General features: G+C 74.2%; 20 protein-coding genes and 1 tRNA gene. 10 read left to right on the top strand and 11 right to left on the bottom strand.

Annotated elements, in window-relative coordinates; translation table 11 throughout:
* Window positions 1-35: 35 nt before the first annotated feature.
* From ACH5AO_RS03895 to ACH5AO_RS03870, 6 genes are all read right to left on the bottom strand, one after another.
* Window positions 36-2,549 (bottom strand): ABC transporter permease, encoded by a 2,514-nt coding sequence (locus tag ACH5AO_RS03895; RefSeq protein ID WP_398921468.1) that lies wholly within the window; start codon window positions 2,547-2,549, stop codon window positions 36-38.
* A complete protein-coding gene (locus ACH5AO_RS03890; protein WP_398921466.1) occupies window positions 2,546-3,385 on the bottom strand; it encodes an ABC transporter ATP-binding protein in 840 nt (279 codons plus the stop codon). Before ACH5AO_RS03890 ends, ACH5AO_RS03895 begins: the two co-directional genes overlap by 4 nt.
* A gap of 579 nt (window positions 3,386-3,964) precedes the next feature.
* On the bottom strand, window positions 3,965-4,639 hold the full coding sequence (locus ACH5AO_RS03885) for a response regulator (RefSeq protein ID WP_398921464.1): 675 nt from the start codon (window positions 4,637-4,639) through the stop codon (window positions 3,965-3,967).
* Window positions 4,636-5,904, bottom strand: a complete 1,269-nt coding sequence (locus ACH5AO_RS03880) for a sensor histidine kinase (RefSeq protein ID WP_398921462.1) — start codon at window positions 5,902-5,904, stop codon at window positions 4,636-4,638. Before ACH5AO_RS03880 ends, ACH5AO_RS03885 begins: the two co-directional genes overlap by 4 nt.
* A gap of 108 nt (window positions 5,905-6,012) precedes the next feature.
* Window positions 6,013-6,882, bottom strand: coding sequence for a spermidine synthase (locus tag ACH5AO_RS03875; RefSeq protein ID WP_398921460.1), 870 nt, complete (start codon window positions 6,880-6,882; stop codon window positions 6,013-6,015).
* Window positions 6,883-7,012: 130 nt separating this feature from the next.
* The gene (locus tag ACH5AO_RS03870; protein WP_398921458.1) at window positions 7,013-7,399 is read right to left on the bottom strand and encodes a hypothetical protein; all 387 of its coding nucleotides are present in this window, start codon (window positions 7,397-7,399) and stop codon (window positions 7,013-7,015) included.
* A gap of 256 nt (window positions 7,400-7,655) precedes the next feature.
* On the opposite strand from ACH5AO_RS03870, the gene ACH5AO_RS03865 reads away from it, so the two are divergent.
* A complete protein-coding gene (locus ACH5AO_RS03865) occupies window positions 7,656-9,104 on the top strand; it encodes a hypothetical protein (protein ID WP_398921456.1) in 1,449 nt (482 codons plus the stop codon).
* A 261-nt stretch (window positions 9,105-9,365) separates the two neighbouring features.
* Here ACH5AO_RS03865 and ACH5AO_RS03860 read toward each other — a convergent pair whose 3' ends face one another.
* Complete coding sequence (locus ACH5AO_RS03860) at window positions 9,366-9,965, bottom strand: histidine phosphatase family protein (protein WP_398921454.1); 600 nt, start codon at window positions 9,963-9,965, stop codon at window positions 9,366-9,368.
* A gap of 187 nt (window positions 9,966-10,152) precedes the next feature.
* Between ACH5AO_RS03860 and ACH5AO_RS03855 the strand changes: the two genes are divergently transcribed.
* From ACH5AO_RS03855 to ACH5AO_RS03840, 4 genes are read left to right on the top strand one after another with little or no spacing between them, the layout of a single operon-like run.
* Window positions 10,153-11,112 (top strand): phosphatase PAP2 family protein, encoded by a 960-nt coding sequence (locus ACH5AO_RS03855; RefSeq protein WP_398921452.1) that lies wholly within the window; start codon window positions 10,153-10,155, stop codon window positions 11,110-11,112.
* Window positions 11,063-12,205 (top strand): hypothetical protein, encoded by a 1,143-nt coding sequence (locus tag ACH5AO_RS03850; protein WP_398921450.1) that lies wholly within the window; start codon window positions 11,063-11,065, stop codon window positions 12,203-12,205. The genes ACH5AO_RS03855 and ACH5AO_RS03850 overlap by 50 nt, the downstream gene beginning before the upstream one ends.
* Window positions 12,196-13,800, top strand: coding sequence for a hypothetical protein (locus tag ACH5AO_RS03845; protein ID WP_398921448.1), 1,605 nt, complete (start codon window positions 12,196-12,198; stop codon window positions 13,798-13,800). Before ACH5AO_RS03850 ends, ACH5AO_RS03845 begins: the two co-directional genes overlap by 10 nt.
* Window positions 13,797-15,146, top strand: coding sequence for an AAA family ATPase (locus tag ACH5AO_RS03840; RefSeq protein ID WP_398921446.1), 1,350 nt, complete (start codon window positions 13,797-13,799; stop codon window positions 15,144-15,146). The genes ACH5AO_RS03845 and ACH5AO_RS03840 overlap by 4 nt, the downstream gene beginning before the upstream one ends.
* 406 nt (window positions 15,147-15,552) lie before the next feature.
* Here ACH5AO_RS03840 and ACH5AO_RS03835 read toward each other — a convergent pair whose 3' ends face one another.
* On the bottom strand, window positions 15,553-16,005 hold the full coding sequence (locus tag ACH5AO_RS03835) for an ATP-binding protein (protein ID WP_398921444.1): 453 nt from the start codon (window positions 16,003-16,005) through the stop codon (window positions 15,553-15,555).
* 221 nt (window positions 16,006-16,226) lie between these two features.
* On the opposite strand from ACH5AO_RS03835, the gene ACH5AO_RS03830 reads away from it, so the two are divergent.
* Window positions 16,227-17,078 (top strand): helix-turn-helix domain-containing protein, encoded by an 852-nt coding sequence (locus ACH5AO_RS03830; protein ID WP_398921441.1) that lies wholly within the window; start codon window positions 16,227-16,229, stop codon window positions 17,076-17,078.
* An 8-nt stretch (window positions 17,079-17,086) separates the two neighbouring features.
* The gene (locus ACH5AO_RS03825; RefSeq protein ID WP_398921440.1) at window positions 17,087-17,290 is read left to right on the top strand and encodes a DUF397 domain-containing protein; all 204 of its coding nucleotides are present in this window, start codon (window positions 17,087-17,089) and stop codon (window positions 17,288-17,290) included.
* Between the two features lie 107 nt (window positions 17,291-17,397).
* Here ACH5AO_RS03825 and ACH5AO_RS03820 read toward each other — a convergent pair whose 3' ends face one another.
* Together ACH5AO_RS03820 and ACH5AO_RS03815 are read right to left on the bottom strand one after the other, a co-directional pair.
* Complete coding sequence (locus ACH5AO_RS03820) at window positions 17,398-17,691, bottom strand: VapC toxin family PIN domain ribonuclease (RefSeq protein WP_398921438.1); 294 nt, start codon at window positions 17,689-17,691, stop codon at window positions 17,398-17,400.
* A 134-nt stretch (window positions 17,692-17,825) separates the two neighbouring features.
* The gene (locus ACH5AO_RS03815) at window positions 17,826-18,353 is read right to left on the bottom strand and encodes a hypothetical protein (RefSeq protein ID WP_398921436.1); all 528 of its coding nucleotides are present in this window, start codon (window positions 18,351-18,353) and stop codon (window positions 17,826-17,828) included.
* A 282-nt stretch (window positions 18,354-18,635) separates the two neighbouring features.
* Here ACH5AO_RS03815 and ACH5AO_RS03810 point away from each other — a divergent pair, with 282 nt between their 5' ends.
* From ACH5AO_RS03810 to ACH5AO_RS03800, 3 genes are all read left to right on the top strand, one after another.
* Entirely contained in the window at window positions 18,636-19,001 is a 366-nt protein-coding gene (locus tag ACH5AO_RS03810) for a hypothetical protein (RefSeq protein WP_398921434.1), read from the top strand.
* 106 nt (window positions 19,002-19,107) lie between these two features.
* Window positions 19,108-19,683, top strand: a complete 576-nt coding sequence (locus ACH5AO_RS03805) for a bifunctional DNA primase/polymerase (protein ID WP_398921432.1) — start codon at window positions 19,108-19,110, stop codon at window positions 19,681-19,683.
* A tRNA-Lys gene (locus tag ACH5AO_RS03800) sits at window positions 19,674-19,747 on the top strand. The genes ACH5AO_RS03805 and ACH5AO_RS03800 overlap by 10 nt, the downstream gene beginning before the upstream one ends.
* 57 nt (window positions 19,748-19,804) lie before the next feature.
* Here ACH5AO_RS03800 and ACH5AO_RS03795 read toward each other — a convergent pair.
* On the bottom strand, window positions 19,805-21,022 hold the full coding sequence (locus tag ACH5AO_RS03795; protein WP_398921990.1) for a M6 family metalloprotease domain-containing protein: 1,218 nt from the start codon (window positions 21,020-21,022) through the stop codon (window positions 19,805-19,807).
* Window positions 21,023-21,137 lie beyond the last annotated feature (115 nt).

Raw genomic sequence — 21,137 nt, 5'->3', positions numbered from 1 at the left:
GGGACTCCTTACGGAAGGTGCGACCGCGGCGGGTCTCAGGCATCCCGGTCGCGCAGTACCGCGCGGGCCGGGAGGGTCACGGCGAGGAGGCCGAAGGACACCGCGGTCGCGGCGAACGCCGCGTACAGCAGCGGGGGCACGTGCGGGGACTCGCCGGTCAGGCCGCGCATCATCGGGGTCAGCGTGATCATGGCGATGGCGGTGCCCAGGGCCACGCCCGCCGCCGACACCAGCAGGCTCTCCCAGCCGAGCATGCGCAGCACCTGGCGGCGGGTGGAGCCGACGAGGCGGAGCACGGCCAGTTCGCGACGGCGGTCCAGGACCGTCATCACCAGGGTGTTGACCGCGGCGACGGCGGCGAAGCCGCCCAGGACGGCGGCCATCATGTGGTTCGCCCAGGCGCCGAACTCGCGGTCCACGTTCCGTGCGAGCGCGTAGCCGGAGGCGTCGGTGACCTCGCCGAGCGCGGTGAGCGGCTCGGCGTCGCCGCCGCTGACCAGCAGCGTGTCGGCGAAGGCCGACGTGACGTGCCCGTCCAGGGACGCGCGGTCCATGGTCACCGCCGGCAGGCCCAGACCACGGCCGTAGACCGCGACGACCCGCGGGGCCGCCTTCGTGCCGTCGGGGAGGAGGAGCGCCAGCTCGTCACCGAGGCCGACCTTCGCGGCGGTGGCGAGGGTCTTGTCGACGGCGATACGGCCCGGCCCCACCCGGTCCAGGCTGCCGTCGCGCACGTCCAGGTCCTGGACCTTCGCGAGCTGCGCGCCGGAGCCCGAGACGCCCTGCGTCGCCATCCCCTGCAGCGAGGTCTCGCCACCGCCGCGTACGGGCACCAGCACCTGCGTGTTCAGCAGGCTCACGGCCGCGTCCACGCCCGGGGCGCGGGCGGCGCGGTCGGCGGCGTCGGCGGGCAGGCCCGCCGCGTCGGTGACGACGTGGTCCGCCGTGACGCCCTCGCGGAGCTGCTCCGAGGAGACGTGGCTCTCGCTGGTGTGCATGAAGACCAGCGTCGACGCGAAGGCCATCGCCAGCACGATCGGAGTGATCGCGGAGGCCAGCCGGCGGGAGTTGACGCGCGAGTTGGCGGCGGCCAGCGACGCGGAGGCGTCGCCGCCGCGCAGCAGCAGCCCGAAGAGCGCCGCGCACAGCCGCGCCAGGACCGGCCCGAGCAGGGCGACGGCCAGCATGAAGAGCATGACGACACCGAGGGAGGCGTTGGCCGCGTCGGAACCGGCGGCGGAGGCCGCCACCCCGGCGAGCGCCGCACCGCCGCCGACGGCGGCCAGCCCGAGGACCGTACGGACGACACCCGGCCGCAGCCGCTCCACCGAGGCCTCGGCGAGCGCCTGGCCCGGCTTGATCCTCGCGGGCCTGCGCCCGGCCGCCCAGCCGGCACCGAGCGCCGTGAACAGCCCCACCCCGACGGCGGCCAGCAGCGGGAACCCCGAGACGTGCAGGTCGACCGCCTCCGGAACGGCCCCGCGGTCCCGCATCTGGCCGAACCACCAGTGCGCGAGCCCGATGCCCGGCAGGCAGCCGAGGAGCCCGGCGAGCGGGGCGACGAGCAGCGCCTCGGCGGCGACCGCGCGGCGGATCTGCCGGGGGGTGGCGCCGACGGCGCGCAGCAGCGCGAACTCTCGGGTGCGCTGGCCGACGGAGAGCGCGACCGTACCGGCCGCGGTGAAGACCGCGACCAGGGTGGCGATCCCGCCGAAGGAACCGCCGACCGCGAGGAGCGTCTCCTTGGCATAGGCCAGCCCGTGGTCCTCGACCTCGCCGCGGTCGTCACCGGTGAGCACCCGCGCGCCGGAGCCGGTGAGGGCCTTCTCCACGGCGGCGGCCAGGGCGTCGGGGTCGGTGCCGTCCTCGGCCAGTACGGCGATGGCGTCGGCCTTGCCGGGGTGCCCGGCCAGTACGGGCGCCTCGGCGTCGGCGAACCAGGCGGTGCCCGCGCCGCCCGCCTCCTCGCCCACGGTGTCCCCGGCACCGGCCTCGGCCAGCCCGGACACCCGGAAGCCGGCGCGTCCGTCGGCCGTCTCCAGTACGACGGTGTCGCCGACGCCGGCCCGCGCGGTGCGGGCCGCGTCCTCGGCGAGGACGACCTCGCCCTCGCGCGGTGCGGCGCCCTTCGACAGCGCGGTGCCGGTGAAGGCGTGCGAGCCCCAGCCGTGGCCGGTCAGCGCGCCCGACGGGCCGTCGCCGTGCACCGGGAAGGTGAAGTCCGGTACGGCGGTGGCCGCGCCCGGCACCCCGGCGGCCTTCGCCGCGAGCCCCGCGTCCACGCGGGCGGTGTCCGGCAGCGGGTACGCGGTCTCCTCGGGGCCGTCGACGGTGTCGGCGACGACGCGTGCGGACTGGTCGGCCGCCGCGACGACCGGCGCGTTCGCGTACCGCTCCGCCGGCACCGAGGCACGGATGCCGGTCTCCAGCAGGACACCGCAGGCCGCGACGATCAGCGCCGACATCATCAGCGCGACGAACGTGCCCGCGAACGAGGCCGGTTTGAAGCGTACGGCGGCGCGGGCGAGGCCGTTGGGCTTGAGGCTCACGCCGCCACCCCCGCACCGGCCGTCGCCCGCGTACGGCCGGTGAGCGCGGTCATCCGTGCCGCGATCCGCTCCGCCGAGCCCCGTTCGAGGTGGTCGGCGAAGGCCCCGTCGGCGAGGAACAGCACGCGGTCCGCCCAGGCGGCCGCGGCCGGGTCGTGGGTGACCATGACGACGGTGGCGTCGAGGGTGTCCACCGCGTGCCGGAGCAGTCCGAGGACCTCGGCGGCGGTACCGGTGTCGAGGGCGCCGGTGGGCTCGTCGGCGAAGATCACGTCGGGGTCGGTGACCAGGGCGCGGGCGACGGCCACCCGCTGCTGCTGGCCGCCGGACAGCTCGCCCGGCCGGCGCCGCGCCTTGTCGGCGAGCCCGACCCGCGCGAGCACCGCGGCGGCCCGGCCGCGGTCCTGACGCCGCCCGGCCAGGCGCATGGGCAGCAGGACGTTCTGTTCCACGGTCAGTGACGGCAGCAGGTTGAACGCCTGGAAGACGAAGCCGAGGCGGGTGCGGCGCAGCTCGGTCAGCTCGTTCTCGTTCATCCCGGTGATCTCCGTACCGCCGAGGCGCACGGATCCCGCCGACGGCCGGTCGAGCCCGGCGGCGCACTGCAGGAAGGTGGACTTGCCGGACCCCGACGGGCCCATGACCGCGGTGAACGTGCCGCGCGGGAGGGCGAGGTCGACGCCCGCGAGGGCGTGCACGGCGCCCGCGCCCCGGCCGTACTGCCGCCGGACGCCGCGCAGTTCGACGGCGAGACCGGGTGTGGCGGCCGGTGCCTCCGGCCGGTCGTCCGCCTTCTGTCGCTCGCCGCTCTGTCGCTTGCCGCTGCGTAGCCTCATGTTCCGCCCTCTCGCGATGTTCTCGTGCCGACGGGTGGAGAGTGCGGGGACGGCTGCGCGCCGGGCGTCATACCCGGGAGCCAATGTGGGGGTGCTACCGCGGTAGGGGGTGGAGGAGGACGAGCCCTGTCCGCCGCCGGGGCCTGGCCGCGGCCCGCCCGCGCCGTCCGGCGCGGTTCGGGGACACCGGCACCAGCGCCGTACGAGCGCCGGGCCTGCGGGCCGCTCCACCTCGAACGACGACGCATCCGGAATCCGGGGCACGGTCCCCTGGCAGGGGGCGGGGCAGGGGAAAGCCTGGAGAGACGGCCGGGGGCGGCCCCGGAGACGGCCGGGACAGCCGGAGAGGGCCCCAGGAGACGGCCCGGAGACGACCGAAGACAGCCTCAGACAGCCCGGCGAAGGGTCGAGGGCGGCCCGGGGCGGCCGGGAGACAGCCGTGGATGCCCCGGAGGGCCAGAGGACAGCCGGAGGCGACCGGGGGTGGCCGGCAGACAGCCGAAGGCAGCCGGGGGTGGCCGGCAGACAGCCCGGCGAGGGGGCGAGGACGGCCGGGGACGGTCCGGCGAAGGGGGTGTTCTACTCCCCCGGGGCCACCAGTCCCGATTCGTACGCGAAGACCACCGCCTGGGCGCGGTCGCGCAGGTCGAGCTTGGTGAGGACGCGGCTCACGTGTGTCTTCACCGTCTGCTCGGCCAGCACCAGCGTCTCCGCGATCTCGGCGTTGGACCGGCCGCGGGCCACCAGGGTGAGGACCTCGGTCTCACGTTCCGTCAGGGCCTTGAGCCGCAGCGCGGGCCTGCCCCGGGTGGCGGGACGCTGCCGGGCGAAGTCCGCGATGAGGCGGCGCGTCACGGAGGGGGCGAGCAGCGCGTCGCCCGAGGCCACGACGCGTACCGCCGTGATGAGGTCGGCCGGCGGCGCGTCCTTCAGCAGGAAGCCGCTCGCGCCCGCCCGCAGCGCCTCGTAGACGTAGTCGTCGACGTCGAACGTGGTGAGCATCAGCACGCGCGGCCGGTGAGTCGCGCCCGGCGGGGGCGCGAGGATGCGGCGCGCGGCCTCGAGGCCGTCCATCTCGGGCATGCGGACGTCCATCAGCACGACGTCGGGACGGGTGCGCCGGCTCAGCTCGACGCCCTGTGCGCCGTCGGGGGCCTCGCCCACCACGTCGATGTCGCTCTGGGCGGCCAGCAGCGCGGCGAAGCCGGCCCGCACCATGGCCTGGTCGTCGACGATGATGACTCGCGTCGTCACGTGAGGTCCTTCTCTGTCAGGGGAAGTCGTGCGGCCACCCGGAAGCCGCCGTCCGGCAGCGGCCCCACGTCGAGGGTGCCGCCGGCGAGCCGCACCCGCTCGCGCATGCCGACGAGGCCGTGCCCGGTGCCGCCCTCCTCGAGCGGCCCGGCGGGCGGTTCGGGCGGCGGCCCGTTGACGACGAGGACGGTGAGGTGCGCGCCGTCCTCCGTGCCGGACCCCGCCCCCGACCCCGGCTCCGGTATCGGTTCCGACACCGACACCGACACCCGCGTCGGAGCACCCGGCGCGTGCCGCACGACGTTGGCGAGGGCCTCCTGGACGATGCGGTACGCGGAGAGCCCCAGCGCCTCGGGCACGTCGGCGTCGCAGGGGGTGAACTCCACCGGCATGCCCGCCCGCACCGTCGCCTCCACCAGCTGCCCGATCCGCGTCAGGCCCGGCTGGGGCGCGAGTTCGCCGTGCGTCTCCTCGTTCCGCAGGACGCCGAGGAGCCGCCGCATCTCGCCGAGCGACTCGCGTGCGGTCGCCGCGATGGACGTGAACTCCTCCCGCACGTCCGGCGGCAGTTCGTCGAGGCGGTACTCCGCGGTGTCCGCCTGCACCGTGATGACGGACATGTGGTGCGCCACCACGTCGTGCAGTTCGCGCGCGATGCGGGCGCGTTCCTCCAGCAGCGTCCGCCGGTCGCGCTCGGCCTCGCTGATCGTCTCCTGCTCGGCCAGCCTGCGCTGGGCCTCGTACCGCTCGCGGAGCGCGGCGGCGAGCAGCAGCGTGACGCCGCCGAGGATGGTCAGCAGCAGGGTCCTGGCGGTGGTGCCGTGGGGCGCGGCGAACCCCAGGCCGACGTTGGCGGCGGCCGTCGCCAGCCACACCAGCAGCAACGTCCGGCGCGGCTCGCGCAGGCCGAGGGCGAGGCAGAGACCGATGTACCCGACGATCCCCATGGGCGGGAACGGCCACAGGAGCCGCTCCTCGAAGTCGACGGTGAGCAGGGCGAGCGCCCCGGCCACGTCCGCGGTGAAGATCACGTACCAGGCCCGCAGCGGGCGGACGACGGCGAGCAGCAGCGGTGCCGCCTGCGCGACGGCCAGCGCGCTCGCGATGCCGCCGTTCAGGCCGTAGTCGGCGGTGAGCACCTGGATGGTGGTGGGCAGGAGGGCGACGCACAGTACGAACGCCACGCCCCACGGCAGCAGCCGTACCCACCGCCGCGAAGCCCCCGCCGGCAGCGCGCGGGGGCGTTCCCCCTCCCCTGGTGTCATGCGCCCCAGCCTATGTGCGGCGGGACGGCGTCAGGAGACGCGCGGCGGTCGGGCGGACCCGGCGGATCCGGCGGGTACGGGTCGTGCGGGTCCCGCCGGTCCGCCCGGTCACCGGAAGACGGACGCGGGGGGCGCCGGTGAGGCGACCGCCGCCCGGTCCGTGACGGGGGTGGCCCCGCCGGTGAAGTCGATGAGGTCCCTGCCGTGCTGGACGCGGCCCGGGTGCGGGTCGGAGGCGGCCCGGCGGGTCAGTTCGGCGATCGGCAGGGGCGCGTCGGAGGCGACCAGGACGGCGTTGCCGAAGCGTTTGCCGCGCAGCACCGCGGGGTCGGCGATCAGCGCGAGTTCGGCGAACCGGGCGGCGGCGGTGGCGATCTGGCCCCGCAGGTGTGCGAGGGGCGGCCCGTCGGCGAGGTTGGCGGCGTAGACCCCGCCGGGGGCGAGGGCCCTGCGGACGTCGTCGAGGAACTCGGTCGAGGTGAGGTGGGCGGGGGTGCGGGCCCCGCTGAAGACGTCGGCGACGACGAGGCCGGCCCAGCCGTCCGGCACTTTGGCGAGCCCTTCACGGGCGTCCGCCGTACGCACCCGGATGCGGGCCCTGGTGTCCCACGGCAGTTCGCGCCGGACCAGTCGTACCAGTGCCGCGTCCCGTTCGACGACCTGCTGGGTGGAGCGGGGGCGGGTGGCGGCGACGTACCGGGCGAGGGTGAGGGCGCCGCCGCCGAGGTGCACGGCCCGCAGGGGTTTGCCGGGCGGGGCGACGAGATCGACGACGTGCCCGAACCGGCGCTGGTACTCGAAGGACAGGTGCGCCGGGTCGTCGAGGTCGACGTGCGACTGCGGCGCCTCGTCGATCAGCAGCGTCCAGCCCCGCGCCCGCTCCCGGTCCGGAACGAGCCGGGCGAGCCCGCCGTCGACCCGCTCGGCGACGGCCTCGACGGACGACCGGTGACGCCCGCTGTTCCTGGTCCTTCCCATTCCCCCATGTTTTCAGCCCGTCCGGCCCGCGGAGGAGCGGGGGGTGCAGAGCGGAACCCCGGGGCGGAAACGGGTGAGGGCGGCGGGGTGCGGCGGGGGGCGAAACCTTCCCCGGGCCCACGCCTCACGCTCACGTGCACCCGTTCGCGGCCTCGATCGTCCGCTGGGCCTCGTCCAGTGCCTCCCGCAGCGCCGCGGGATCCGTCGCCGGCTCCGCCTCCCCCGGCGGCAGCAGCCAGGCCGCGCCCTCCCCCGCCGGTTCCGGCACCGGCCCCAGCCCGCGGCCGTCCGTCTCCGTACAGACACTGCCCGGCACGTCCCAGGCCGCGGCCGTCCCCGGCGGCACCAGGAAGCCGAGGGTGTCGCACCCGCCGTCGTGCAGCACCGGCCCCACCGCGTCCCCGGCTCCGCGCCGCAGGATGTCGACCGCCTCCAGGCCCTGTCGCGCCGGAACCGTGACCACGTCACAGCCCGCACTCGGCAGCTCCAACGGATCCCTGCTCCGACTGGTCGTCATCCCGGCCTCCAACGCGCACATCGGGCCCCCGGTCCACAGGGCTCAACGAGCCGGAACGTCAACGGCTACGGCGAAAGTCCGCCGCAAAGGATGGCAGTTCATGGCAGATCACGGATGACATATCCGGATTGTTGCCAAACTCCGCGTAGTGACTCCGTCACAACAGGTACGTTCTTGCCCGCCGGAAACAGGGCACCACACGGACGAACATCCCTGATTCCGGCATGGTTCGACGGTTCGCAGAGAGGACCCGGCCATGGCGTCGTCAACGGTGCCCTCGTCCCAGCCCCCTCGGCCCCCGCGGCCGAACCTCGTCTTCCGGCACCTGCGCGGACCGCGCTCGCCGGCCGAGTTCGCCGCGGCGGTCCGGCGGGCCGCCCGCGAGATCGGCGAGCGGGTCAGCTGTGACGCGCGGTACGTGCACCGGGTGGAGGCGGGCGAGATCCGCTGCCCGAACTACGCCTACGAACGGGTGTTCCTGCACATGTTCCCCGGCCGCACGCTGACCGACCTGGGCTTCGCGCCCCGCTCGTCGGTGCGCGGGCGCGGGGCGCGGGCCGCCGGCGACACGCCTTCGGTCTCCGCCGGGAATCCGGCGGGCGCCACGAGTGAGACCAGCGGGACGTACGAGCCGTATGAGACGCAGGACCGGTACGACACGTACGACACGCACGACCACGAGGAGAGCGACGTGCTGCGTCGCGCATTCATGACCGGCGGGGGCGCCACGGTGGCCGCCGCCTCACTGAGCCCGTACGGGTTCGCCTCGGACGCCTCGACGGCGCGGCGCGCCGTGCGCCGCGCGGGGGCGAGCGACGCGGGCGCCCTGGAGGAAGCCGTCCGCCGCATCCGGCTGCTGGACGACCGGCACGGGGCGGACGGGCTCTACCGCCGCGCGGCGGCCCCCCTGCGTGCCGCCTACGCGCTGCTGGACGCGGGGACGACCCGGCAGCGGACGGCGGACCGGCTGTACTCGGGCGCCGGTGAGCTGGCCATCTCGGTGGGCTGGCTGGCGCACGACTCGGGCCGCTTCGACGACGCGCGCTCGCACTACGCGGAGGCGCTGGCGACCGCGCGGATGACCGGGGACGCGGGTGTGGAGGCGCACGCCTTCTGCAACACGGCGTTCCTCGCGCGGGACGCGGGCCGGCCCCGGGAGGCGGTGCGGGCGGCGCAGGCCGCGCAGCGGGCCGCGCGCCCGCTCGGCTCCCCGCGGCTGATGTCGCTGCTGGCGCTGCGCGAGGCGGGCGGCTGGGCGGGGCTCGCCGACCGCTCGGGCTGCGAGCAGGCGCTGGCCCGGGCGCAGGCGTACTTCGAGCGCGGGACCTCGGAGGCGGACCCCGAGTGGATGAGCTTCTACGGGGAGGCGGAGCTGGAGGGGCTGGAGGCGCAGTGCTGGTCGACGCTGGGCGACTGGCCGCGCGCGGCGCGGCACGCACGGCGGGCGGCGGAGCTCCAGGACCCGCACTTCACCCGCAACATCGCCCTGTACACGGCGGAGCTGGCGGACGACCTGGCCCGCGGGGGACGGCCGGACGAGGCGGCCGAGGCGGGGATGCGGGTACTGGACCTGCTGGACGAGGTCCAGTCGTCCCGGGTCCGGACGATGCTGGCGGGCACGTCCCGCGTCCTGCTCCCGCACCGCCGCGCATCGGGCGTATCGGCCTTCCTGGACCGCCACGGAGCTCTCCCCCCCGCGGTGTGATCCACCGACCACGCCACCGCAGCCCCCGGCCACCAGCCACCGGCCACCGGCCACGTCGCCGCGGGCAATCGTGCCGCAGGGCGGCACGGGTGGGCGGTGGGGGTACCTCCCGCTCGAGCGCAGCCGAGAGTGGGGGAGGCACCCCGTGAGCGCCGGGCAACGCGACCCACCCCCGGCCCGCACCGGCACCGGGCACCCGGTGAACACCGGGCCACCCGCCCAGGCGTCAGGCACCAGGCGTCAGGCGTCAGGCGTCAGGCGTCAGGCGGCCACCAGGTGCCCCGTCTCGTTCCAGGACTCCATGGCCGGCTCGCCGTACGCCCAGCCCAGCACCGACAGGGAGGTCGGGTTCAGACGGATGCGGGCCGCGAAGTCGAGCGGCAGCCCCAGCCAGCGCGCGCCGATCGACCGGAGCACGTGCCCGTGGGCGAAGACCAGCACATCGCGGTCGGCGGAGCGGGCCCAGGCCACCACCTCGTCCGCGCGGGCCGTCATCTCGGCCAGGGACTCCCCCTCGGGGACCCCGTCGCGCCAGATCAGCCACCCGGGCCGCACCGCCTGTATCTCCGCCGGGGTCATGCCCTCGTACGCCCCGTAGTCCCACTCCATGAGCGTGTCCCAGGTCTCCGCGCGGTCGCCGAAACCGGCGAGCTCGCAGGTCTCCCGCGCGCGGGACAGCGGACTGGTGCGCACCTCCACGCCGGGCAGCCCGTCGTACGGCGCCCGGCGCAGGCGCTCGCCGAGCAGCTCGGCGCCCCTGCGGCCCTCCTCCAGGAGCGGCACATCGGTCCTGCCGGTGTGCTTGCCGGACAACGACCACTCGGTCTGTCCGTGCCGGGCCAGCAGGATGCGCGGTGCCATGGGAGACCTTCCGGGTGAAAATTCGCAGGCGGAACCCTCCCATCATCGCGCACCCTGGTCGCGGGCAACCCGGAGGGCGATCTCGACGTCTCTCAGGGCCGAGGACCTACCACGGGGGACGCGCGCACACCGTAGAGTGGCTGGCCGCCGACGGAGCGCCGCGCGAGAACAAAAGGGGAACGATCGGATGCCGCACACCGAGACACCGGGTACCGAGGCTGCCCCGGCGACCCGGCTGCGCTGGTGGACGGAGCTGCCGCTCATCCTCCTGGTGTACGCCTGCTACTCGGCGGGGCGGCTGGTCGTCCGGGGCGACGTCTCCGACGCCGTCGACCACGGCCTGGCGATCCTGCGCATCGAGAAGGCGCTGTACCTCAACGCCGAGCACCCGCTGAACCGTCTCTTCACCCGTGAGCCGTGGCTCGGCGTACCGGCCGACTTCTGGTACGCGTCGCTGCACTACCTGGTGACCCCGGCGATCCTGATCTGGTTGTTCCGCTCCCGCGCGGCGCACTTCCGCGCCGCCCGCACCTGGCTGATGACCTCGACCTTCATCGGTCTGATCGGCTTCACCCTGCTGCCCACCTGCCCGCCCCGGCTGCTCGACGCGAGCCACGGCTTCGTGGACACGATGGCGCACTACAGCTCGTACGGCTGGTGGGCCGGTGAGGCCAGCGCCCCGCGGGGCCTCGGCGGGTTCACCAACCAGTACGCGGCGATGCCGAGCCTGCACGTGGGCTGGGCGCTGTGGTGCGGGGTGATCCTGTGGCGGTACGGCCGTACGCGCCTGGCGAGGACGGCCGCCGTCGTCTACCCGCTGATAACCGTGATCGTGGTGATGGGCACCGCGAACCACTACTTCCTCGACGCGGTCGCGGGCGCCGCCGTCATGGGCGCCGGTCTGCTGCTGGCCCCCTTCGTGACGCGCGCGGCGGACCGGGTGAAGGCCCGCTTCCTGTCCCGTCCCGCGGTCGCCGCGGCGGAATCCTCCGGCGTGAATTCCCCCGTTGTCAGTGCCGGATGCCAGACTTCCGCGGGTGAGCGATTTCCACGGCAGCGGCACCCCGAGCCACGGTACGGAGCAGGAACCGAATCGGGTGCCTCCTCCTCGGGCGCGGGAGAAGGCGCTCCGGCACCGGCTCGCTGAGCTGCGCGGCCCCAAGGTGGAGGCCAAGGCGCTGGACGCGCGCGCCCTGGCCGCCCTCGCCGCCAACCCGGGCTGCAGACGGCGCGCGATCCTCGACGGCGCCGGGGTGGACAAGGCGGTGCTGGCCGACGCGCTGGGTTCGCCGTCGGTCTTCGGCCAGTCCCAGTTCGCGTTCGTGCGGGGCAACGCGTTCGAGGCGAAGGTCAAGGCGGACGGCGGTACGGAACTGCTGCGCCTGGCCCACGAGAAGCTGGACCGCGCGGCCGAACCGCCCGCCGGCGCGCGCGTGCCCGACCTCACCGCCCAGGGCCCGCGGGGCCGCACGGCCCGTACGGAGCTGGCGCTGCGCGAGGCCGGTGAGGCGCCCGGCGCGTGGACGCTGCTCGACCATCCGATGCTCGCGCTCGACGTCGCGGGCTCCCCCGCCTTCCTGGAGCCGGACGCGGTGGTGGTGCACCCGGACGGCAGCTGGACGGTCGTGGAGATCAAGTCCTTCCCGATGCTGGACGGCGCCGCGGACCCGGCGAAGGTCGGTGCGGCGGCGCGCCAGGCGGCGGTGTACGTGCTGGCGCTGGAGCGGCTGGCCGCGCGGCTGGACCCCGCCCCGCGCGTGCGGCACCGGATCCTGCTGGTGTGCCCGAAGGACTTCTCCAACCTGCCCACCGCGTCCGCCGTGGACGTGCGCAAGCAGCGCGCGGTGACCGCCCGTCAGCTGGACCGGCTGACCAGGATCGAGGAGATCGCCGACACGCTCCCCGAGGGCACGTGCTTCTCGCCGGAGTTGCCCGCCGAGCGGCTGGCCGAGGCCGTGGAGTCGGTTCCCGCGACCTACGCGCCGGAGTGCCTGTCCGCGTGCGAGCTGGCCTTCCACTGCCGGGACCGTTCCCGCGCGCAGGGCGCGGTGACCCGCCTGGGCCGTCCGGTACGGGCGGAGCTGGGCGGTCTGACGACGGTCGAGGACGTACTGGCGGCGGCCCGGGGGGAGGCCGGCGACCCCGACGATCCGGCGGTGGCGGCACTGCGCAGGGCGGCGGCCCTGCGCGCGGAGGCGCTGGAAGCGGCCGCCCCGCTGGAGGTGGCTCCTTGTCCCTGATCGCCACCCTCGCCCGCCTCGAGGCCGTCAGTACCGGCCGTGCCCAGCCCGTCGCCACCGTCCGGCACCGGCACCTCTCCGCGCGGCCCTTGGTGTTCGTGCCGCTCATCACCGCCGGTGAGGCGGGCGCCCCGCTCGGCGCGCTGGTGGGCACCGACCGGGACGCGCCCCGGCTGCTCGTCGTACCGCAGCCGCGCGACCGTGACCTCCGCTTCGCGTTCCTGTCCGAACTGGCCGACGTGGTGCTGCCGTACGTCGACGGTTTCGCGGACGTCGTGGAGGCCGCCGAGCGCTCCGAGACCGACCCGGAGACCGGCAAGCGGGTCAAGGTCGAGGTCGAACTGTGCGTGGACGCGCCCCAGCTGATCGTGCCGTCCCGGGCCGGCGTCGACCTCGTACGGCTCCTCGGCCGGTCCATGCGGTTCCGGCGCACGGCGGAGCAGGACCCGGAGGCCCCGTTCCCGGCGCCGCCCCGGGTGCCGCTGCTCGGACGGTGGCTGACGCACTTCGGGGAGCGGGCCCGGGTGCCGGGGTCGTCCCTGCTGCTGGCCATGACGGACGTACTGGCCCGGCACTGGGCGACCGGCCAGTCCTCCCTGGAGGACCAGCATCTGGGGGCGCTGCTCGCCTGGATCGACCCGCCCGAGGGACGCTCGGGCGCGGAGGCCGCGCGGGAGGCGGAGCTCGCGCGGGACGCCGACGGCCAGTTGGTGTGCCCGCCCGCGGGCCCGGCGACCGACCCGGCGTTCGACAACAAGCTGCTCGCCCCGGCGATCGAGCGCTACGACCGGGCCCGTACCGCGTTCGCGGCGGCGGAGGACGGCCTGGAGGCCGACGACCGCCTCGGCGCGCTGACGAGGGCCGAACAGGAGATCCGCGCGCTGGTGGAGAGCCGCACCCGGCCCACCTGGGACGCGGTGTGGCGGGGCCTCGACCTGCTGGCGCGGCTCCCGGAGGGGACGCGCGTCGAGGAACGCTGGACGCGCGACCGCTGGTCGTTCACCGGTCACCGGGACCGGGTCCTGTCCGGTGAGCCGCCGCAGCCGCGCCGCGACGACGCGGTGACCGCCGCCAACAAGCTCGCCGCACGCGAGCGGGAACAGGCCCGTCTCGAGGCGCAGGAGGCGCTCGACGACCCGCTGGTGATGGCGGCCCGGCGGCTGTCCGGGGAGGCGTTCGCGGGCGAGGTGGTCGACGTGGTGATGGCGTACAGCGAGAGCAGGCGGCCGAGCCCGCGCCCGCTGGTCACCGTCCGCACGGACGACCGCCCGCACCTCGGTGAGCGGGTGCGGGTGTACCGCTCGCTGGGCGGGAAGCCGCAGACGATGGAGTTCGTGGGTTACGAGGACGGCCCGGAGGACGGTCTGCTGGTCCTCCGCGTCATGGACAAGATGGGCCGGGGCAAGGAGCCGGAGGAGGGCTCGGTCCCGGAGAAGGGCGACCGCGTGTGCTTCACGCTGTTCGAACACGAACCGCGCGGTGGCGCGAAGTTGCCCGACCCGGAGGAGACGCCGTGGACCCATGGCGGTCCGCCCGGTGAGGAGGCGGCCGTACCGGAGCCCGCCGACCCGGTGACCGAGGAGGACGTGCTGTGACCGCCCCCGCCCAGCAGGCCGTGTTCGACCCCGGCGCGGCGGCCGGCCGCGCCACCGACGCGATCCTCCGCGACACCCTGCGCGGCACCGCGCGCGGTGTCGTCGTCGACTCCCCGCCGGGCGCCGGCAAGTCCACCCTGGTGGTACGGGCGGCGCTGGAGCTGGCGGAGGCGGGCCGCCCCCTGATGGTCGTGGCGCAGACCAACGCCCAGGTCGACGACCTGGTCCTCCGCCTCGCCGAGAAGAACCCGGACCTGCCGGTGGGCCGCCTCCACAGCAGCGACACGGACCCCTACGACAAGGCGCTCGACGCGCTGGACAACGTCCGCAAGTCGGCGAAGGCCGGCGATCTCACCGGTCTGCCGGTCGTGATCTCCACGGCGGCGAAGTGGGCGCACGTCAAGGGTGTCGAGCCGTGGGAGCACGCGATCGTCGACGAGGCGTACCAGATGCGTTCGGACGCGCTGCTCGCCGTGGCGGGGCTGTTCGAGCGGGCGCTGTTCGTCGGTGACCCGGGCCAGTTGGACCCGTTCTCCATCGTGGGCGGCGAGCAGTGGGCGGGCCTGTCGTACGACCCCTCGGCCTCCGCCGTCACCACCCTCCTGGCCCACAACCCCGACCTCCCCCAACACCGCCTCCCGGTCTCCTGGCGCCTCCCGGCGTCGGCGGCTCCCCTGGTCTCGGACGCGTTCTACCCGTACACCCCGTTCCGCAGCGGCACGGACCACGGCGACCGCGGGCTCACCTTCGGTGTCCCGTCGGACGGTTCGGCCCCGGACCGGGTGATCGACGAGGCGGCGGAATCCGGCTGGGGCCTGTTGGAACTCCCCGCCCGCCACACCCCGCGCACGGACCCGGAGGCGGTGCGCGCGGTCGCGCTGGTGGTCCGCCGCCTCCTGGACCGGGGCGGCGCGGCGACCTCCGAACGTTCCCCGGACCCCACCCCCCTGACCGCCGGCCGCGTCGCCGTCGGCACCGCCCACCGCGACCAGGCGGCAGCGGTACGGGCGGCCCTCACGGAACTCGGCGTGCCGGACGTCACCGTGGACACGGCCAACCGCCTCCAGGGCCGCGAGTACGACGTCACGGTGGTCCTGCACCCCCTCTCCGGCCGCCCCGACGCCACCGCCTTCCACCTGGAGACGGGCCGTCTGTGCGTCCTGGCCTCCCGCCACCGCCACGCCTGCATCGTCATCTGCCGCGAGGGAGTCACCGGCCTCCTGGACGACTACCCGTCCACGGAGCCGGTCCAGTTGGGCACGCTGGTGAAGTTCCCGGACGGCTGGGAGGCCAACCACGCGGTCCTGGCACACCTGTCGGAGCACCGGGTGGCCTGGCGTCCCTGACCGCGAGGTGTCCCCGGCCGCCGACGGAGTCGGAGGTCCGGCAACGTGTCGGCCTCGGCGGTGGAGGGGTTCAAAAAAATACGTGAGCAGTGTGGGCGATTTTGTCACCGCTGAGCTCATTTGAGCGGCGCGTGAACGCATTCGCGGCAAGTGCTCACGAGCGGCGGCAGGACAGTCCCCTCCGAGGGCGTCAGTGGGTGCGCCTGTCGATGATCCGGACCGCGAGCCGGTGGACCGGCCGACAGGCGGACTCCGGGTCGACGACCTCGATGTGCCCGCCGGCCCCGCGCGCGGCATCACCCTCGGCTGCGCGATGAACCGCGTCACCAGCGACTCCGACGACACACGGGCGACTTCACCAGCCGAAGCGGTCCGGAGCATCCCGTCCGGCCCGGTAACCGCACCTTCACGCCGTGCGTCTCGCGGGCACGGGCGCGGGCACGGGCGCGGGCGCCGTCCCCAGCTCACACCAGACGAACTCGCCCCGACCGCCTTGCCTGGCCAGTGGCTGCCCTCCCCACACGTCGGCGCAGGCCCGGATCAGGGCCAGTCCCCGCCCGTCCTCCCGGTCCACGGCCCGGTCGAGCGGCTGCGGCGGCTCCGGCGGGAGGGGGTCGGCGTCCCAGGCACCGATCCGCAGAACGCCCGTACCCGACCAGCGGACGCGCAGGGCCGCGGGGCCCTTGGTGTGGCGTACGGCGTTCGACACCAGTTCCGTGGCGAGGAGTTCGGCCACGTCGACCAGGCGGATCAGGCCGTGCGTGGTCAGGATCAGACGGAGGGTGCGGCGGCAGATGGTGACGACTCGGGGGTCGTTGGGGATGGAGAGGGAGTACTCCCACGGGTCGTTTTCGGGCATGCGGATTCCTTTCCAGTACCAGAGGGTTCGAGGTCGGGGCCGGTGTCATTGCCGCGTCCGCCACGGCAGGACGGAGCGGTGCGCTTCCGGCTCCCTTCATCACGCAGCGCGCCCTACGCGTCACCGAAGGTATGGCATAGATTTATTACGCAGCAAGGCGGTCGCGTAATCTGACCCCGAACGGGTCACCCGGTCAAAGCTGTTGAGGCGAGGAGGAAGTCATGCCGCCCAGACGGCAACCCACGGCGCGCCAGGCGCGTTTGGGTGCGGAGTTGAGGAAGCTGCGGGAGGCTGCCGGACTCAAGGCCACCGAGGCGGCAGGCCTGCTCGGCGTGAACTCCGTACAGATGAGCCAGATGGAGTCCGGCATCGCCGGCGTGAGCGAGGAACGGCTACGGCGCCTTGCCGCGCACTACGCCTGTACCGACGCCGAGTTGCTGTCGGCGCTCGTGGCGATGGCCACCGGTCGCACGCGCGGCTGGTGGGAGGAGTACCGAGGCGCGCTGCCCAACTCGTTTCTGGACCTCTCCGAGTTGGAGCATCACGCCTCCTTCCGGTGGGACGTCGACTTCCTGCACGTTCCGGGACTCCTGCAGACCGAGGACTACGCACGCGCTCTCTTCACCTACGTGAATCCCGGTTTCCCCGACGACGAGAGGGCACGTCGCGTGGAGCACCGCATGCGGCGCAGAGTGGTCATCGAGCGTCCGGACCCGGTCCCGTACGTGGCGGTGATCCACGAAGCGGCCCTCCGTATCCGCGTGGGCAGCCGTACCGCCTCAAGGGCTCAACTGGCCCGCATCCTGGAGATGTCCGAGGCCGACGGAGTCACCGTTCGTGTCATCCCCTTCGACCTGGACGATTTCGGCGGGGCCGGGAGCGCCATGGTGTACGCGGGCGGGCCTGTTCCCCAGCTGGACACCGTCGTGCGCGATGGCCCGAGCGGCACGGTCTTCATCGACGCGGCGGCACAGCTGAGCCACTTCCGAACGCTCTTCCGTAAAGTGGAGGCGGTGTCACTCGAACCGGAGCGTTCTCGTGACTTCATCCACACGCTGGCGAAGGAGCTGTGAGGTCCGTCATGACCACCCCGGGCATCTGGAAGAAGTCGTCCTACTCGGGCGGTGGCGACGGCAACGCCTGCATAGAGATCGCCCACCGCCACCCCCGCATAGCCGTCCGCGACTCCAAGGACCCGGAGCGGGCCACGCTCACCTTCCCGGCTTCCGCGTTCACCACGTTCACCGCCCACCTCCGTACCCTCGAGGTCACCGGCGTCGAGTGACGCTGTCGGCGTACCCGGCCTCGGAACGGGTGATCGTCGACACGACGTATCGGGCCCGGTTCCGCCTCGGACCCGGCCCCGGCCCGCGCGGTTTCGGCCGCCCGCGGCTACGGCGGCAGGGTGAAGGAGAAGGGGGCCACGGGGCGGACGACGCCGAAGTGGCGTCGGTCGAGGGTGGCGATGGCATCCGCGCCAAGTCGTTCGGCAACGGCGACGACGGAGGCGTCGACCGCGCCAAGGGGGAAGCCGGCGCACTTCTCCACCAGTTCGACCATGCGGTCGATGCCCTGGGCCGCCAGGGTGATCAAGCCGATCCGTCCGGTACGGACGGAACGCGGAAAGGCGGCTTCCGCGCGGGTGCCGTGTTCAGGCTCCGGGAGGTGGCGGACCTCGGTGAGCACGGGTAAGGCACCAGCAGCGGGCGAGGGGTGCGTCGCATCAGCTCGACGCAGCGGGCATGGTCCTGGTCGTCGGCATCGGCGGCGGCGACCGGCGCCCCGGTGTGCCGCCGCGGGCCCGCCCGCTGGAGGACGGCCTACAGTCGGTCCCCCTTGGCGGCCGGTTCCGGGGGATGCGGGCCGCCCCCGTCCTTGATGTCCTCCTCACAGGTTCGGCCGTCGTAGGACTGGTCGTTGGGGATCAGGAGCACTCCGGCAACCCGCTCCGGGTGCTCGACGGCGAGCCAGCTGTCGCCCGTGAGGGCGCCGCCGCGCCTGAACGCCTGGGACGAGAAGATCACATGGCACCCCAACGCCACGCGCTCCTCGTCGACCGCGCAGGCGTCCACCGCGGGGCCGGAACTCTCGCCCACGCCGTCGAAGCGGTAGCGGAAGTAGACGTGGTCGCCTTCGGAGGGGACCTGCGGATGGGGCTCGAGGCGCCAGTCGACGACCTCGGCGGTGACGCCGAGAGACCGCCCGGACGCGTCCTCGACCCGCACCCCGACACCGGCCTCACCGCGCTCCGCGGTCGTGTCGGTGCAGCTCCAGAGGGAGGAGCAGCCGGACAGGGCGAGGATCATCAGAGCCGCCGGAGCACCGGTGGGTATCCGTGCGGGGAACACTCAGGTGACCTCCGGTCGTGGTGGAGCGGAGCAGTGCAGCTCGGAGCATGACAACCGTAGGGGACGGCGACGAGTACCCGCGGCGGTGGATCCCCTCGTTCGCCGTCCGCCTCCGCGCCGTCGAAGCCCTCGGCGCGAGTCAGCGGCCCGTGCATACGGCCCGGACGGCTGGGAAGCCATTCACGCGGGCGGTGGCCCTCAGGCCCTCTTGCGGCGGCGCGGGACAATGGACGGTGGCCCGCCCTCCAGGGAGGGCCGACGGTGACGTACGAAGGAGAAGTCATGGCGGAGCACACGCCGCGCCGGGACCAGCCGCGGCTACGCCCCGCGCCCCTGCTGTTCGAGCCCGCGGAGGCGGCCTCGGATCCCGAGCACTTCTTCGACCTGGAGTCGATCGAGGATCCCCGTGCGCTGCTGGAGCGGGCGACCGAGCTGACGCTCGCGTTCCGCGCCGCGGCGGACCGGGCGACGGAGTTCCAGGCGGTGGCGGCGGCCCAGCTCGCCGACCCCCGCCGCTTCGACCGGCTGACGCCGGCGGACATCGCCGAGCGCGCCGAGTGGACCGAGGACTACGCGAAGAAGATGGTCGAGTTCGGCCGGGACCTGATGCGGGGCGGGGAGGGTCCGGCGCACGCCGATCCCGTCTGAGTCGGGCATATGCCGGGTGGGCAAGATACCCCCTCCCCCGCCCTCGTGTCCCCGATTCCCGCAACCCTTCGGAGGCTTTCCCTCACTCACGGTAGATCTGTCCGTCATGAGCAGCACACGGAATGCCTCCGGCGTCAGCGGCGTCACCCCCGACGGTGCCGCCTGGCTCGCCTCGGCGGGGATGTATCCGCGCAGCACGCTCGCGCACTGGGGGGAGCGGCCGGACGCGCCGGTCGTACTGCCCTGCGGTGTGGTCTTCGACGTGGTGAGCGTGCCGACGATCTTCGGGCGGCGGATGCTGGACCGGATGTGGGACGAGGGGCCGGGGTCGGGGCCGGTGGCGGAGTTCCGGGGGCGGATGCTGCTGTTCGCCGCGCCGGGCACGGCGCAGCGGCTCCCGGCCCTCATGGAGTGGGAGGAGTGGGGCGCCCACGGCACGCGGACCGACGGTGTCCCCCCGCTGCTGTGCCACGGCCCCGGTGACGCGGTGACCGTCCCCTCACCCGCTCCCCGTTCCGGCTCCCGGTGGCTCGTCGCCCCGGACACCCGTCACCCCTGGCTGCCGGGCCCGGAGGTGCTGCTGTGGGCGGCCGTGCGGGCGGCCCGCGCCGCCGTGCGGATTTCGATTTTTCCTCCCGCCGGTCGTGATGCTAATGTCTACGACGTCAGCAGGCGCCGCTAGCTCAGTTGGTTAGAGCAGCTGACTCTTAATCAGCGGGTCCGGGGTTCGAGTCCCTGGCGGCGCACGACACGGTGAAGGCCTCTCGCGGAAGCGAGGGGCCTTCACCGCGTCCACCGTGCGTCTACCGTGTGGTGATCCGTACCGTCCACGCCCCCGACGGCGTACGCCCCTCCACCGCCACTCGTACGGACTCCCCGGGCACCGTGAAGCTCTCGCCGAGGGCGACCGGGGCGTCGGCGAGAGGCGGGTAGACCGAGTCCTCCCGGCACGCCTCCGTGTGCGGGTGGGCGTCGACGACCTCGATGGGGCCGCGCCCCGACCGGGTGCCGCTGCTCACCCGGTACACCAGCACCCCCTGCCGGCAGACCGCGTGATCGTTGCCGACCGGCTCGCGGGCCTCGAGGACGAGCACGCTGTCGGGCCCGGTGCGCACGACCGCCAGCTTGGTGCCCTGCCCGAGACCGAAGGACGGCGTCCCGGCGGCGCCCGTCACCGGCGTCCCCGGCCCCGCCCCGAGCGGCTCCAGCGTCAGCCGTACCGGTCCCGCGTCCCGCACGCACCGCACCTGCCGGGACCCCAGCCAGCCCAGCTTCCACTTGTGCCACCCGAAGAGGTCGGGTGCGAGGGCGAACTGGCTGCCCATCAGGTCCCAGTCGCCGACGTGGGTGTCCCAGTCGCCCTTGCCGTCCATGGGCCGGTGGTAGAGGTCGGGCAGGTCGAAGACGTGCCCGGTCTCGTGGGCGAGGACGAGCCGGTCCGGGGGGTGGTTCTCGAACACGGTGACGATCCGCCGGATGTCGGCGCCGTCGACGCGCAGCGGACGGTCGAGGTTGACGACCTTGGTGGCGTCGGAGTCCACGCCCGGCGCGTCCGGGTCGGCGACGAAGTACACGATGTCGTAGCGCGAGAAGTCGACGTGCCGGTCGGCCACCGAGAACGCGTCGCGCAGGTAGGCGGCCCGGTGGGGGACGGTCCAGTCGCGCCGTATGCCGTACGCCGTGGAGGGGCGCGGCATGCGGAACCACTGCCGCAGGGCGTGCGGGCGGAGGGTGAACCTGCCGTAGGAGGCACGCTCGAAGAAGCGGCTGGTGGCGGGGAAGTGGTCGGCGGAGAGTTCGGCGGGCGTGGTCAGGGGGTGGGAGTCGGGGAAGGACAGGAACACCATCACCGCGTCCAGGCCGCGGGTGGGGCGGGGGTAGGCGGTGTTCCAGGTGTCCAGGCCCTCGGAGTGGTGGGCGGCGGTGCGGCTGAGGGCGCAGGGCGCCGCGGAGAAGGGCTCGGTGGCGGAGGGGACGTTCACCATCGAGGTCGCCGCGAGCGCCGACATCGTGGTGCACATCGCGGCGGTGCTGCGCAGCCGGGGCCGTACGCCCGAGGCACCCGATCGGCGCAGTCGTTCCCGGAGAGTCTCCCGGCCGAGGCCTCTCGGGATGAGCTGACGCGGCACGGGGACC

The sequence above is a fragment of the Streptomyces sp. NPDC018964 genome (genome assembly GCF_044390325.1).
GTDB lineage: Bacteria > Actinomycetota > Actinomycetes > Streptomycetales > Streptomycetaceae > Streptomyces.
This window is presented reverse-complemented; position numbering and strand designations above follow the sequence as displayed.

Bases quoted from the DNA above. Each gene is read 5' to 3' on its own strand.
- ACH5AO_RS03890 (WP_398921466.1), bottom strand. From the start codon at position 3,385: ATGAGGCTACGCAGCGGCAAGCGACAGAGCGGCGAGCGACAGAAGGCG.
- ACH5AO_RS03880 (WP_398921462.1), bottom strand. From the start codon at position 5,904: ATGACACCAGGGGAGGGGGAACGCCCCCGCGCGCTGCCGGCGGGGGCT.
- ACH5AO_RS03875 (WP_398921460.1), bottom strand. From the start codon at position 6,882: ATGGGAAGGACCAGGAACAGCGGGCGTCACCGGTCGTCCGTCGAGGCC.
- ACH5AO_RS03870 (WP_398921458.1), bottom strand. From the start codon at position 7,399: ATGACGACCAGTCGGAGCAGGGATCCGTTGGAGCTGCCGAGTGCGGGC.
- ACH5AO_RS03865 (WP_398921456.1), top strand. From the start codon at position 7,656: ATGGCGTCGTCAACGGTGCCCTCGTCCCAGCCCCCTCGGCCCCCGCGG.
- ACH5AO_RS03860 (WP_398921454.1), bottom strand. From the start codon at position 9,965: ATGGCACCGCGCATCCTGCTGGCCCGGCACGGACAGACCGAGTGGTCG.
- ACH5AO_RS03855 (WP_398921452.1), top strand. From the start codon at position 10,153: ATGCCGCACACCGAGACACCGGGTACCGAGGCTGCCCCGGCGACCCGG.
- ACH5AO_RS03835 (WP_398921444.1), bottom strand. From the start codon at position 16,005: ATGCCCGAAAACGACCCGTGGGAGTACTCCCTCTCCATCCCCAACGAC.
- ACH5AO_RS03830 (WP_398921441.1), top strand. From the start codon at position 16,227: ATGCCGCCCAGACGGCAACCCACGGCGCGCCAGGCGCGTTTGGGTGCG.
- ACH5AO_RS03825 (WP_398921440.1), top strand. From the start codon at position 17,087: ATGACCACCCCGGGCATCTGGAAGAAGTCGTCCTACTCGGGCGGTGGC.
- ACH5AO_RS03810 (WP_398921434.1), top strand. From the start codon at position 18,636: ATGGCGGAGCACACGCCGCGCCGGGACCAGCCGCGGCTACGCCCCGCG.
- ACH5AO_RS03805 (WP_398921432.1), top strand. From the start codon at position 19,108: ATGAGCAGCACACGGAATGCCTCCGGCGTCAGCGGCGTCACCCCCGAC.
- ACH5AO_RS03795 (WP_398921990.1), bottom strand. From the start codon at position 21,022: ATGTGCACCACGATGTCGGCGCTCGCGGCGACCTCGATGGTGAACGTC.